This window comes from Alkalicoccus halolimnae (assembly GCF_008014775.2).
Classification (GTDB): Bacteria; Bacillota; Bacilli; order Bacillales; family Salisediminibacteriaceae; genus Alkalicoccus; species Alkalicoccus halolimnae.
Genome location: NZ_CP144914.1, coordinates 44584 through 57933, shown reverse-complemented (window position 1 = coordinate 57933; position 13350 = coordinate 44584). Strand labels below are relative to the sequence as shown.

Sequence of the window (13350 nt, the reverse complement as noted above, 5' to 3'; positions counted from 1 at the left end):
AGTTTACAGCCTTTTTGATAGAAATCACAGAAAGGTTTTCTTAACAAAACGTTTTTTAGAATACAGTTCGATCTTTTCTTCAAAGCTGATGTGGATAAATGCAGAAAACTTCACTTCGGCCTGCGGTAAAGGAGATGTTCGGGCAGGGACTGTGCCTTCCGGGATCTTCCAACCTCCTTCTTCTACGGGCATGTTTCCGCTTCGTTTTGATTTTCAAATACAAAAAGACCGCTTTTTGAACGAAGAAGTACAAAGTTAGAAAACAGAGCCAGGGCAGAAACGCCTGCAGAAGGCGAGCAGAAACGCAGCCAAAGAAAAAAGAACCTTTATTAAAACAAGGTTCTTCTGCTTATCGTTCCCTTTAGTTAATGCCCGGTCAGGAAAACATATTTCCTTTTTCCACGTGAATTTTTTTGTCTTTTTCGTCGACTCCGGAAAGCTTCGTTAAGGAAACATAGTTATCCACGAGCTTTTCTTTATCGTGAACAGCTTCCATTAATACTCCCGCTCCGACAACCGTCGACTGAAATTCTTCCGTCAAGTCCATCATACCGCGGATCGTACCGCCGGCTTTCATAAAATCATCAATAATAAGCACATTCGAACCCGGCTTGAGACTTCGTTTTGATAAAGACATTGTCTGGATCCGCTGAGAAGAACCGGATACATAATTAATGCTTACGATCGATCCTTCCGTTACCCGCTGCTCATGTCGTGCAATCGTCACAGGAGTATTTAAATGGGAAGCCACGGCGTAGGCAAGAGGGATACCCTTCGTCGCCATCGTCATAACCACGTCCACTCCCGCTTTCCGATAATGGGAAGCAAAAATACGTCCAAGCTGCTGCATCTGCTGCGGATCTCCGACAATATCCATCATATATAAATAACCGCCCGGCAGAATTCTGGAGGAGTCTTTTAAGCTTTCGCACACATTTTCTACTGCTTGAACGGCTTCCTGATCATGAATCGTCGGTACAAATCTTACTCCGCCGCTGACTCCGGCAGATGTTGCCAGTTTTCCGATTCCTTTTGCTTCAAACACTTCTTTTACGATGCCGATGTCTTCACTGATCGAGGATTTTGCCGCCCCATACTTCTCTGAAAAAAAGCTCAGGGAAACCGATCGATGAGGATGACGCAGGAGATATTCTGTCATATCTACCAGTCGGCCGCTTCGACGAAATTTCATGCTTGCACCTCCTGTAAAACCCGAATATTCCATCAGTAATATATCACTTTTGTACGGATTTCACAAGGATTATCTGACAGCGGCGTGCAGAGTTCCCATCATTCTTACGACATGCACCTCATCCATGAAGCCTTTCAGCCCGTTATAGAGTCGTTCGGCTTTTGACTCGGATTTACAGAGAGCAAAGACCGTTGGACCACTGCCGCTCATCACGGCTCCATCGGCTCCGTACTGCTGGAGTCTTTCTTTAATCATTTTTACTTCTCCATTTAAAGAGAAAGTCGCCGGTTCCATCACATTTTGAAGACATGCAGCAATCGTGTCATAATCCTTGTTTTCGATAGCTGCTTTCATTTTAGATGTATCTGGATGCTTCATGTTATCGAACGATAATTTTCTGTAAATATCTTTTGTGGAAACACCTTCTGCAGGCTTGGCAAGAACGACCCAGCAAGGCGGAGGCGCCGGCAGAAATTCCAGCTTCTCTCCGCGTCCTCTCGCTATTGCCGTGCCTCCATAGACGCAGAAAGGTACATCAGACCCGATTTCCGCCCCAATATCGGCGAGCGTATCCATCGAGAGGCCGAGATTCCAAAGGTCATTCAAGCCGCGCAGCACTGCAGCTGCATCTGTGCTCCCGCCGGCAAGACCGGCAGACATAGGAATATGCTTGTCTATATAGATGGAAACTCCTGCCCGGGAAGAATAGCGTGTCTGAAGAAGATGGGCTGCCTGCCAGGCAAGATTCGATTTATCTGTAGGCAGAAACCCATTGTTGGATTCCACTTTGATTTTATTTGAAGCAAGCTCCGTTAAATGAATACGATCCGCCAGATCAACGGTCGTCATAATCATTTCCACTTCATGATAGCCATCCCCGCGTTTATGCAGGACGTCCAGCGTCAAATTAATTTTCGCCGGTGCTTTTACGATCATACTGTTCAACGTTGTCACCTTCTTTACTAAACATTGCTTTTGCCATTTTATCATTAGTTTAATGGAAAAAGAACAAGAAAGCCCATTAAATCGGCAGTAAAAAAGAAAGGCTTGCCCAAATATGCATTCTGGGCAAGCCTTTCTTCTGGATTATACGGTTACGCTTCTTCCACCGCTTCGCCAGGAACAGATAATTTCACTGTTTCTGTAAGAACATCGGTGTAGCTGTAAGATAAACGTTCAATTGAATACTCGTCTTTGTCGAGCTTTACGGTGAAAACAGAAGGATAGATTCCTTCAAGCAGTCCGGAACGTTCGACAATCTTCTTACGACCGCCGTTTGCCTGAACTGTCACTTTCTTACCTACATTGGCTTCGAGTGCTTGTTTGATTTCCGCTAACGTTTTCGCCATCCACGACACCTCACTTAAACTTCATTATACTACTATAAAGCAGTGAAGTCAAATAAAATTTAAATTATAGCAAGGGCGAAAGAGCGTGTCAACAAATTAATTTCCCTTATTTCACCCATTTTCAGCGGGGGCCGCCCGTATAGCGGTGAAAAGCTCCTGTTAAAGCAGCAAATTCTTTCATCGTAAGCGATTCCGCTCTGCGCGTGCCGTCGATGCCGATTTCCTGAAGTTTTTCCGCCGTTTCCTGCTTCGTAAGCGTATCTTCAAATAGTTTGGAAAGGTTGTTCAGCAGTGTTTTTCTCCGCTGAACGAAGGAGCCGCGTACAATTTTGAAAAATAATTCCTCATCGGTCACGTTCACAGGCGGAGCATCGCGCCGGGTGAGGCGCAGAATTGCAGAATCAACGTTCGGCTGGGGCATGAAAACGGTTCTCGGCACGTGGAATACCGTTTCTGCCCGGGCATAGTACTGGGCAGCAATGGACAGCGAGCCGTACGCTTTTGACCCCGGCGAAGCGGCAATGCGTTCCGCTACTTCTGTCTGCATCATAACGACCATCACGCGCACCGGCAGCTTCTCTTCAAGCAGTTTCATTAAAATCGGCGTAGTGACGTAGTAGGGAAGGTTTGCTACAACAGCCAGGTCCTGTCCGGGCTGAAAATAGTCGCTGATGTACCGGTGCAGATCTGTTTTTAAGACGTCTTCATTTACAACTTTGACGTGCGGGTATGGCTCCATCGTTTCTTTTAAAATCGGCAGCAGCCGCTGATCGATTTCAAAAGCAAGCACATTCTTCGCCTGCTTGGCTGACTGTTCCGTCAGGGCGCCTATCCCGGGGCCTATTTCGATCACACCTGTGTCTTCTCTCACTCCTGCAGCCTCGACGATGTTTGCGAGAATATTCGGATCGATAAGAAAGTTCTGTCCGAGACTTTTCTTGAAGCGGAATCCGAACTTTTTTAATATTTCCTGGGTACGTGTCGGTGTGGCAATGTCTTTTTTCATGATTTTTCCTCCAGCTTTTGTACTGCTTCATAAAATTCCCGGCGGCTGATTTGGAACTGCTGCAGCCGCTTCACAAACTGCTTGCCGTTTGAATAGCCGATATGGAGCATATTCCCCAGCTTCTCGCGCTTTTCTCTTGCACCGGGTCCGGCCAGCAGCCCTGCTTCGTGAAGCTCGAGCCAGGAAGGCACCGCTTCTTTTTCGGCATTCGGAAGAGAGGTTTTCACGGCGTCGAGTGCCTCCAGGATAGCTTCTTTATCAGCATGCTCAATCCCTACCTTCCCTTTTTGTTCATCAATCGCTGCATGTTTCGGGAGAAAGGCATGCCTGCACCCCGGCACCGACTGATCGATAATATGACGGATTTTCTGACCGGGAAAATCCGGATCCGTAAAAATAATAACGCCCCGCCTCTCATTGGCAAGCCGGATTTTCTCAATCGTCGTTTTCGTAATCCCCGAACCGCTCGTTTCAATAGTGTCACACTGGACGAAGCGGCGGAGGGTCTGGGTATCATTCTTTCCTTCTACGACAATCATTTCTTTAATGTACTGCAATCGGCTTCGATCCTCTCTGTACTTTATGCTTCTTTCATCATACAGAAAAAAAGGCTGAGGGGAAAAGAGTTTTCCTTCTCTTTTCCCCTCAGCCCGGGTTTTCTTTTATTAGTCGAGAACGCGCACCTGGACATTTCGACGTCCAAACTCTCTGGCATCGGCTTTTCCAGACATGAAAATATCAATTTTGTTTCCTGTAATGGCTCCCCCGGTGTCTGCAGCCAGAAATTCCCCGTGGCCTTTTACTTCCACACGGGAACCGAGCGGGATGACGTCCGGGTCTACTGCAATGACCCGGGCATCAGGATCTGCTTTCAGATCCACCCCTGTCCGGGTGACTCCGGAGCAGCCGCTGCATGAAGCTGTATAAGCCGTAGCGGTGAACGTCTGCCAGGGACCTGCAGCTTCCTCCTGCTGTTCCTTAGTTCCTACAGAAATAATTTTTTCTTCGCTTTCTGCTACCACTTCTTTTTTAACGAGTCTGCGGGAAATTTCTTCCCCATTTTCCATCGTCACTTCGTAATGCTTTTCCACGCTTCCCTCGGCTCCGGTCTGCTGTACTTCTTTTTCTCCGGCCGGCAGCGTTTCGTCATTTTCCTGTACGGTATTATAATCAATTGTTTCTTCAACAATGTCGGTTTCTTTTTCAACGCGGATAATCCGGATGTCGGTTTCTTCAGACACTTCTTCTGCTTTTGGAGGCTGTACGCGGTCGTGATCATCCAGTTCAATTTCGTTTTCTTCCAGTACTTCGCCCACTGTTTCTGCATGGGTTTTGTAAGTCATGTCTTCACCGTTGGCGTAAACAGTGACCTGGGCCTTTGTAACGTCGTAAACAGTAACTGCACCAAGCAGACAAAGAACAGCAAAAGCAGCAAATAACGGACGAACAGGCTTGGCTGACGACTTTCGGAAAAACGAATGAATCTTGAATGGCATGGATAAATTCCTCCTCAAGGTCGAAAGTATACGCCCGTCAAATTCTGTTGTCAATATAATCTCCTATTTACAAACCATTATTTAGGTTATTAAACGGGATTATTGTTTTAAGAAAGCACGTCCTCTCTGCTTTCTCTGCCATATATTACAATTTCATTACAAACAATGGAATAAGGGATTTTCTTCGCGGAACTATCTTTCATATAGATTAGACCGGTAAAGACTGCTCCGGACAGAAGAGGCGGAAAGGCCTTTTGCAGCCACCTGCCGGAAGAAGAAAAAGAAGTACTCAGGCTTGGATTAATAGAACTTCAGCATCAATTAAAAGAACTGGAAGCAATAAATAGAACTTTCTGCTGAATCATGAGAACTTCCCGGGAAATAATCAGAACTGACGGCTGCATTAACAGAACCCAACGGTCAATTAACAGAACCGACCTCCTCACCAGCTGCAGCAGCAGTAAAAAGCCCCGCACTTAACAAATCGGCATAAAAAAGGAACAGGCCGTTCGTCCAACAGGCTGTTCCACAAGATTTTCCGACTGTTTTGATTTTATTGGCTGCCTTGAAAATAAAGTATTGAAGCGATGAACGTGCGCTTTCGTTTCCATGGGGACGCTTTCCGGGCGGGCCGGCCTCAGCTAATTCCTTCCTCCCTTCCGTCGGGCGGAGTGGGGATCGTCCTTCATCGCCCTGGAGTCGCCCCATGTCCTCTTCAGCTTACGATAAAAAGACAGAGCAGGAGCTGCCTTCTAAATAAAAAGCCCCCTTCTGACCATCCTTCCATCTGTATAGAGGCGGAGTTCCACTCCTATTATAGTTTGAATATTCGTATATAAAATCCGATGATTGAAACGGCAGACGGCGGGTTGAAGACGAGCCCCGCGGAAAGCGTCCGTCTGAAGTGGAAATCATTCACCATGTTCGGAAATCTCTTTCTTACAGCGGCTTATAAAATTGATTCAATTAGATATCTTAATTAAGTATGGTAAAAGTTTGAACTTAAACAAACGGGCAGCGTTAGTTTTATAAGCCAGTATTAACAAAAGGGACTTCCAATTGTGTGGAAGTCCCTTTTATAAAAATAAATAACAACACTGTAACAGAGACTATTTATTTAAATCGAAAAAAGCCGTTCAGCGTTAGTTGTCGTCATTTCAGCGAGCTCTTCGTAGGAAACGCCGCGGAGCTCGGCCAGCTGTTCGGCTACCAGCTTCACATAGGCCGGCTCGTTTCTTTTACCACGGTAAGGATGAGGAGCGAGAAACGGGGCGTCGGTTTCTACGAGAAGACGCTCGTCAGGTACCGTCACAGCAACTTCTTTTGGGAGTTTGGCATTTTTAAACGTGACGGGTCCGCCGAAGGAAATATAAAAGTTCATATCCAGACAGGCTTTCGCCATAGCCGCGTCCCCCTGGAAGCAGTGCATAATACCGCCTATTTCTTCCGCTTTCTCTTCCCGCAGTACTTCGACAATGTCCTCGTGGGCTTCCCGGTCATGGATAATGACGGGCAGCTTCACTTTCTTCGCAAGTGCAATCTGCTGACGGAATACTTTCTTCTGCACTTCATGAGGCGATTTATCCCAGTGGTAGTCCAGTCCGGTTTCCCCGATCGCGACCACTTTCGGATGGGCAGCCAGTTCTTCAATCCAGGCCAGCTTTTCCTCATCGCAGTCTACCGCGTCTACCGGATGCCAGCCGACAGCCGCATAAAGAAAGTCATATTTCTCTACCAGTTCCATGGCGATCTGGATCGTTTTCGTATCAAAACCGACGACGACCATTTTCTCCACTCCCGCTTCCCGGGCGCGGCCGATCACTTCTTCTGTATCCTCTGCAAACTGATCGGCATTTAAATGTACGTGTGTATCGATAAGCATAAATTCTTCTCCTTTCATCAAGAAGGGGCTGTCTCATAAAGGTAGAGCACGGCTTCGAGCCGAGCAAAGACTGTCAGACAAACCTATGTCTGGCAGTCTTATTAAACCAAGGTCAGCCTCTGCACGTGCTTTCCAGGCTGTTCCAATAACCTTTTTGAAACAGTCTCTCGTCCTGCTATTTTACCTGCGCGCCGTTCGGAAGGTTTTCCGCTACGGTAGCCAGGGTAAGGTCTTTGTCATGAGAACCGGCGAGAATCATTCCCTGAGACAATTCTCCGCGCAGTTTAACCGGTTTCAGGTTGCTCACACAGATCACTTTTTTACCGACAAGCTCGTCTGTCGAATAATGTTTGGCAATACCGGAGATAACCTGCCGCTGTTCGTAGCCGAGATCAAGCTGAATTTTAAGCAGTTTATCGGCCTTTTTTACTTTTTCGGCGCTGATAACTTCTGCTACGCGCAGATCGACTTTGGAAAAGTCATCAATGGTAATCTCCTCTACTTCCGGAGCTTCTGCTGTCTCTTCTTCTTTTTCTGCCGCTACGGTTCCGCCCATCAGTTCAACAATCGCTTTCACTTCCTCGCCGGTGTCCAGCCGCGGGAAGAGCGGTTCCCCTTTTTCAATGATGCGCGTGCCCTGAGGAAGCTTGCCAAACTGCCGGAGTGTCTCCCATTCCATCAGTTCCTGAGGAATACGCAGCTGGCTGCGGATTTTCTCCGGAGTTTCTGTAAGGAAAGGCCGCAGCATAATCGAAACTTCCCGGATGGATTCGAGCAGATGATGAAGCACGGAGCCAAGCTGCTCTTTCGCCGTCTCATCTTTCGCGAGAATCCATGGCTGCGTTTCATCGATATACTTATTCGTCCGGCTGATCAGGAGCCCTGTCGCGGAAAGCGCCACGGAAAACTGCATGTCTTCCATTGCGTCTTCCACTTTATCTACGGTCGCATTAACAAGCTCCGTCAATGACTCGTCGTAAGGCGTAGCATCTTTCACATATGCCGGAATTTCTCCGTCGAAATATTTATTTACCATCGCAATCGTACGGTTAACGAGGTTTCCTAGATCGTTTGCCAGATCATAATTAATCCGATCCACGAAAGCTTCCGGCGTAAAGACGCCGTCTGATCCGAACGGTACTTCACGAAGAAGATAGTAGCGGACGGCATCCAGACCATAGCGGTCAATCAGCGGCACCGGATCTACGACGTTTCCTTTGGATTTCGACATTTTTCCGTCTTTCATGAGCAGCCACCCGTGTCCGAATACTTTCTTCGGAAGAGGAAGATCAAGCGCCATCAGCATAATCGGCCAGTAAATCGTATGAAAACGTACGATTTCTTTTCCGACAAGATGCACGTCCGCAGGCCAATGGGACTTATAAAGGGCATCATTTTCTGTGCCGTAGCCAAGAGCGGTAATGTAGTTGGAAAGCGCATCGATCCATACATATACGACGTGCTCAGGGTTTTTGTTTACTTTGACGCCCCAGTCAAAAGAAGTTCTGGAAACCGCCAGATCTTCAAGGCCCGGTTTAATAAAGTTATTAACCATCTCATTTTTTCGGGATTCCGGCTGAATGAATTCCGGATTTTCCTCGTAGTATTTCAGGAGGCGGTCGGCATACTTGCTCATTTTAAAGAAATACGATTCTTCCCGGACTTTCTCCACCGGATGTCCGCTGTCCGGGCTTTTTCCTGCGATAACCTGGCCTTTTTCATCGTATTCTTTGTCTTCGAGCTGCAGTTCCGTGTAAAACGTTTCATCGGAAATGGAGTACCAGCCTTCATACTCATCAAGGTAAATATCCCCCTGCTCCAGAAGCTGATCGAAAATTTTAGCGACCACTTTCTTGTGTCTTTCTTCTGTCGTGCGGATAAAATCATCATAGGAAATGTCGAGCTTCTGCCAGAGGCCTTTAATATCTTTTACGACATCGTCGACAAAAGCCTGAGGGGAAACACCGTTCTCCTTTGCTTTCGTTTCAATTTTCTGTCCGTGCTCATCTGTTCCAGTCAGATAGCGGACATCGAAGCCGCGGAGCCGCTTATAGCGGGCCATCGCGTCCCCTGCTACGGTTGTATAGGCGTGCCCGATATGAAGCTTGGCACTTGGATAATAAATCGGAGTTGTAATGTAAAAAGTATTCTTTTCGTTCGGCATAACCAGCTTCCTCCCTTAAAATGCTGCGAATAAATAAAAAACTCCCGTCCTCAATACTGGGACGGGAGTTTGAACTCACGCGGTACCACCCGGTTTCGTTAACTTGATCGTTAACCTCGTTGTGTGCAGCAGCGAAAAGGCTGCTGCGCTGCTTAACGCGCAGAGACGTGCTTTTTCTTACCGGAACGGCTCGCAAAAGCAGCTTCTCTTAGGACCATATTCAAAAGCGTTTTTCATACCGGGTTCCAGCTGTTCCGGCTCTCTGTTATGATTCCCGCTTTTTACTCATCCCGTCATTGAAGGCATTTATCTTGTTTTTTCGACATTTACTCTCTTTGAAAATATACCGGACGGCTCTCTTTCTGTCAACTGCATCCTGCTTTTCCCCCGAAAAATATTTTCCTGAATCGGCGGCTGTTCATGAAAATGACTATTCACTCACTAAAATGCTATTTATTTTCCTATGCTTTTCTATTAACTGTGCAAAATATGTACAATTCTTGTTTTTCAAACTAATTCTATGTATTTTTGTTACATTAATGGAGTAATTGGGTATATAATGGATACATATTCTTTTTGTCGTAATTAGTCGAAAATCAGAAAATAGAATATGTTTTGCCGGAGACGCTTTACCAGCAGTGAATTCCACAAAATATTCGTTTTAGGCCGTTCACTGGAGATAAATGCAAAAAAAGAGACATTTTCAGCATTTTTCAATTGACTTCTTTTGGAAGCATTGGTATTATACTCTTAAGCAGAATTTTGTCGAATAATGTTGTTACAGACTTCTGGAAATCACATCACCATGAACGAAGAGAGGAGATTTATTATGAAATCTACAGGTATTGTAAGAAAAGTTGATGAGCTCGGCCGGGTGGTTATTCCAATTGAACTCCGCCGTACACTGGATATCGCTGAAAAAGACGCACTCGAAATCTATGTCGATGACGACCGCATCGTCCTTAAAAAATATAAGCCTAACATGACTTGTCAGGTTACAGGCGAAGTTTCCGACGATAACCTTTCCCTTGCTAACGGGAAAATCATTCTCAGCCCAATGGGTGCCAAGGAGATCGTTAAGGAACTGGAAGCATATATTTCCAAGCAGGAAAACTAAAAATCTTCCACTCAAAGAGCCGGCCCACCAGAGCCGGCTCTTTTTTTGTTCGGCTCAATTTAAGTCCAGTGTTGTTGTAAAAGCACCTGCTTCTCCAGCTGCCGTGGAGAAAGCCTTCCGCTCTCCTTCCCTGCGTTGAAGTTATTGAAAATCTGGAAACTATAGATTTATCAACTGCTCTAAATCCATTCAAACAGTTCCTGTGTGGCGCTGCTTTTCGATTGATTGGAATGATTTTCTCAACAGGCGGACGCTTCCTTTTTATTTATCGACATGGTAGGCCTGGTACACTTCCCTCTTCGGAACTCCCCGGTCAAGCGCCGCTGCTTTTATCGCCTGCTTTGCCGACTGGCCCTGCTTAACATACGTCTCTACGTGATCAATAATGTCCAGCTTCTCCCACCATGTTTCTTCCCGCGCTTCTTCCTGATCTGCTTCTGAAGCCCCTGCTATGAGCAGCACACATTCGCCTTTGATTTCTCCTTCTGCCCATTCCACGAGTTCAGAAAGGGTTCCTGTGACCACCGTTTCATACTGCTTGGTCATTTCCCGGCCGACCGCCGCCTGACGATCTCCAAATACGTCAGCTGCTGCCTGCAGCATATCTTTTAAACGATGAGGGGATTCATAAAATATCAACGTGGAAGGCGTCCCTTTCCAGGAAGCCAGTATTTCTTTACGCTGCTTTTTCTTTCGTTCGACAAATCCCGCAAACGTAAATGATTCCGTCGATAAACCGGAGGCAATCAATGCTGTCAGGGCTGCGTTTGCTCCGGGAAGAGCCACTACCGTAAGACCTTCCGCTTTTGCTTCTTTAACAAGATCGGCACCAGGATCAGAAATCGCCGGCATACCCGCATCGCTTACCAGAGCCACGTGTTCTCCATTTCTTACCCGCTCCAGCAGCTCTTCTCCTCGGTAATGTCTGTTATGTTCATGATAGCTTACGAGCGGAGTCGTTATTTCAAAAACGTGGCTCAGCTTTTTTGTATGACGCGTGTCCTCGGCAGCAATTACGTCCGCTTCCTGAAGGGTTTTCACAGCACGGTAGGTCATATCATCAAGATTGCCGATCGGCGTTGGAACAAGAGATATCCGCCCCTCGTCTTCTCTTTCTTTTGAAAAGCTCCGCTGTTCATTCATCTTTTTCTCCTCCAATCATGTAATGCTTATAAAACTCCGGAGTGTATTCGCCAGCATCGCCGTAGACTATCCAGGGGGCTTCGGTTTTTATTCCCGTCCCTCCATCTTTTACCCCTTCAATTAATACAATATTTGCTTCCTTCCCCTTTTTAGGGTGTACATACTGGATTCTTTTTGGCTCCAGACGGTATTTTTTCATCACTTGAAAAATGTCCGCCAGTCTTTCCGGGCGGTGAACAAAAGCTGCTTTCCCTTTGGAACGAACAAGAGAGGCAGCTGCTTTAACAGCATCTTCAAGCGTACAGGAAACTTCGTGGCGGGCCATTGTTTTACTCGTGTTTTCGTTAACACCTTTTTCTTTTGTAACCGGAAAATAAGGAGGATTGCACGTGACTACGTCGTATTTTCCTAATGGAAAGTCTTTCATATACCGAAGATCTCCCTCATAAAGCGAGATCTGCCTCTCAAGCTCGTTCGCTTGAATCGAACGTTCAAACAGTTCGCAGAGGAACGGCTGCAGCTCCAGTGCTTCAATAATAGCCCCGGTCCGCAGACTCATCATTAGCGGAACTGCTCCCGTTCCTGCACAGAGGTCCGCAATCCGCGCCGCTCCCCTTACATGGACAAACTTTGCAAGCAGCACGGCATCCATTGAATAGGAGAAAATATCACTCCGCTGGCGGATCACTCGTTTATTTCCCGGTAAATAATCTTCCCGCTCTATTATTTGTTCCATATTTCCCCTCTTTCCATAAGAAAACGCCCCGGTATAAGCGGGACGTTTTCGCAAATGCTTTTATTCTTTATCCGATCTGCTTAAAAAGGAAAGACAGAAAAGACAGTCCCCTTCTTTACGGATGCTTCCGTAATGCAGGTTACAGATATGAAATCCTTCCTGATAAAGACGGGCAAGGTTATCATAGCCTTCTCCAAAGCCTGCTTTGATCCGTCCCTGTCCGCCCGCGGACGATTCTTTCTCCTCCTGCGCTGCTTCCCGCTCCATACGCTCCCGGAGATTATCGTTTTCCAATTGCAGATGCGTATTTTCCTCCAACAGCTCTGCCAGCTGATCTTTCAGCTCGCCAAGTTCATGATGCAGTCCGCCGATGCGTTCTTCCATCTGGCTGACGCGGGAAAACAGTTCATTTTTATTCACGATGCCTACACCTCATTATTTCGTGGTTTCTGCGGCGATCGCTCCTTCTTTCAGGAGTTCATCCAGCGTAAATTCTATAACCTGGCCGGATTCGTAAATCTCGACCTGAACGAGCCGCTCCAGCATATTAAGTCCGGTCACCTTGCCTTTACCGTAGCTTGTTTCCAGCTTCTTATAAAGGTCCGGCATTTCTTTTTTAGCGGTCTCGTACATATCGTTTTCGTATTTCAGGCAACACATAAGTCTGCCGCACAGTCCGGAAATTTTCGTCGGGTTAAGGGAAAGGTTCTGGTCCTTTGCCATTTTAATCGAAACCGGCTCAAAATCCCCAAGAAAAGTGGAGCAGCAGAGCATTCTGCCGCACGGGCCGATGCCCCCGAGCATTTTTGCTTCATCGCGCACTCCGATCTGCCGCAGTTCAATACGGGTCCGGAATACCGACGCTAAATCTTTTACGAGCGTACGGAAGTCAATTCTTCCATCTGCAGTAAAATAAAACAGGACTTTATTTCGATCAAAGGTGTACTCTACATCCACCAGTTTCATATCAAGGTTATGCTCTGTAATTTTCTCCTGACAAACATCGAATGCTCTCTGAGCTTCTTTTTTATTTTCTTTCACACTCAACTTATCTTTATCTGTTGCAGGCCGAAGTACTTTTTTAAGCGGAAGTACGACGTCCTGCTCGTCTACTTCTTTCATGCCGATGACTGCTTTGCCGAATTCAATTCCGCGTGCGGTTTCGACAACTACATAGTCATCTTTTTCTATCTGAAAGTCTCCCGGTGAAAAATAGTATATTTTCCCGGTTTTCTTAAATCGTACCCCAATTACCTGATGCATTT

13 protein-coding genes are annotated in these 13350 nt (G+C 46.5%); 1 reads left to right on the top strand and 12 read right to left on the bottom strand.

Going from position 1 to position 13350, the window contains the following annotated elements:
- Positions 1-376: 376 nt before the first annotated feature.
- From purR to metG, 8 genes are all read right to left on the bottom strand, one after another.
- The gene (gene purR / locus FTX54_RS00245) at positions 377-1192 is read right to left on the bottom strand and encodes a pur operon repressor (protein WP_147805116.1); all 816 of its coding nucleotides are present in this window, start codon (positions 1190-1192) and stop codon (positions 377-379) included.
- A 69-nt stretch (positions 1193-1261) separates the two neighbouring features.
- A complete protein-coding gene (gene ispE / locus FTX54_RS00240) occupies positions 1262-2128 on the bottom strand; it encodes a 4-(cytidine 5'-diphospho)-2-C-methyl-D-erythritol kinase (RefSeq protein WP_147805137.1) in 867 nt (288 codons plus the stop codon).
- A 158-nt stretch (positions 2129-2286) separates the two neighbouring features.
- Positions 2287-2541, bottom strand: coding sequence for a Veg family protein (locus FTX54_RS00235; protein ID WP_147805117.1), 255 nt, complete (start codon positions 2539-2541; stop codon positions 2287-2289).
- Positions 2542-2662: 121 nt separating this feature from the next.
- On the bottom strand, positions 2663-3547 hold the full coding sequence (gene rsmA, locus FTX54_RS00230; RefSeq protein ID WP_147805118.1) for a 16S rRNA (adenine(1518)-N(6)/adenine(1519)-N(6))-dimethyltransferase RsmA: 885 nt from the start codon (positions 3545-3547) through the stop codon (positions 2663-2665).
- Positions 3544-4086: a ribonuclease M5 gene (gene rnmV / locus FTX54_RS00225; protein ID WP_147805138.1), complete on the bottom strand. Its 543-nt coding sequence runs from the start codon at positions 4084-4086 to the stop codon at positions 3544-3546. Before rnmV ends, rsmA begins: the two co-directional genes overlap by 4 nt.
- Positions 4087-4212: 126 nt before the next feature.
- A complete protein-coding gene (locus FTX54_RS00220; protein WP_147805119.1) occupies positions 4213-5043 on the bottom strand; it encodes a G5 and 3D domain-containing protein in 831 nt (276 codons plus the stop codon).
- Positions 5044-6160: 1117 nt separating this feature from the next.
- Positions 6161-6925, bottom strand: a complete 765-nt coding sequence (locus tag FTX54_RS00215) for a TatD family hydrolase (protein WP_147805121.1) — start codon at positions 6923-6925, stop codon at positions 6161-6163.
- Positions 6926-7100: 175 nt separating this feature from the next.
- Positions 7101-9089, bottom strand: coding sequence for a methionine--tRNA ligase (gene metG, locus FTX54_RS00210; RefSeq protein ID WP_147805122.1), 1989 nt, complete (start codon positions 9087-9089; stop codon positions 7101-7103).
- Positions 9090-9918: 829 nt separating this feature from the next.
- On the opposite strand from metG, the gene FTX54_RS00205 reads away from it, so the two are divergent.
- Positions 9919-10206, top strand: coding sequence for an AbrB/MazE/SpoVT family DNA-binding domain-containing protein (locus FTX54_RS00205; protein ID WP_147805123.1), 288 nt, complete (start codon positions 9919-9921; stop codon positions 10204-10206).
- Positions 10207-10467: 261 nt separating this feature from the next.
- On the opposite strand, the gene rsmI is transcribed toward FTX54_RS00205, so the two are convergent.
- Genes rsmI through FTX54_RS00185 form a run of 4 tightly spaced genes read right to left on the bottom strand, consistent with a single transcriptional unit; the run spans position 10468 to position 13348 of the window.
- Complete coding sequence (gene rsmI, locus FTX54_RS00200; RefSeq protein WP_147805124.1) at positions 10468-11349, bottom strand: 16S rRNA (cytidine(1402)-2'-O)-methyltransferase; 882 nt, start codon at positions 11347-11349, stop codon at positions 10468-10470.
- Positions 11342-12085 (bottom strand): tRNA1(Val) (adenine(37)-N6)-methyltransferase, encoded by a 744-nt coding sequence (locus FTX54_RS00195; protein ID WP_147805125.1) that lies wholly within the window; start codon positions 12083-12085, stop codon positions 11342-11344. Before FTX54_RS00195 ends, rsmI begins: the two co-directional genes overlap by 8 nt.
- 60 nt (positions 12086-12145) lie before the next feature.
- Positions 12146-12505 (bottom strand): DNA replication initiation control protein YabA, encoded by a 360-nt coding sequence (gene yabA / locus FTX54_RS00190; protein ID WP_147805126.1) that lies wholly within the window; start codon positions 12503-12505, stop codon positions 12146-12148.
- Positions 12506-12520: 15 nt separating this feature from the next.
- Positions 12521-13348, bottom strand: coding sequence for a PSP1 domain-containing protein (locus tag FTX54_RS00185; protein ID WP_147805127.1), 828 nt, complete (start codon positions 13346-13348; stop codon positions 12521-12523).
- Between the last annotated feature and the right edge of the window lie 2 nt (positions 13349-13350).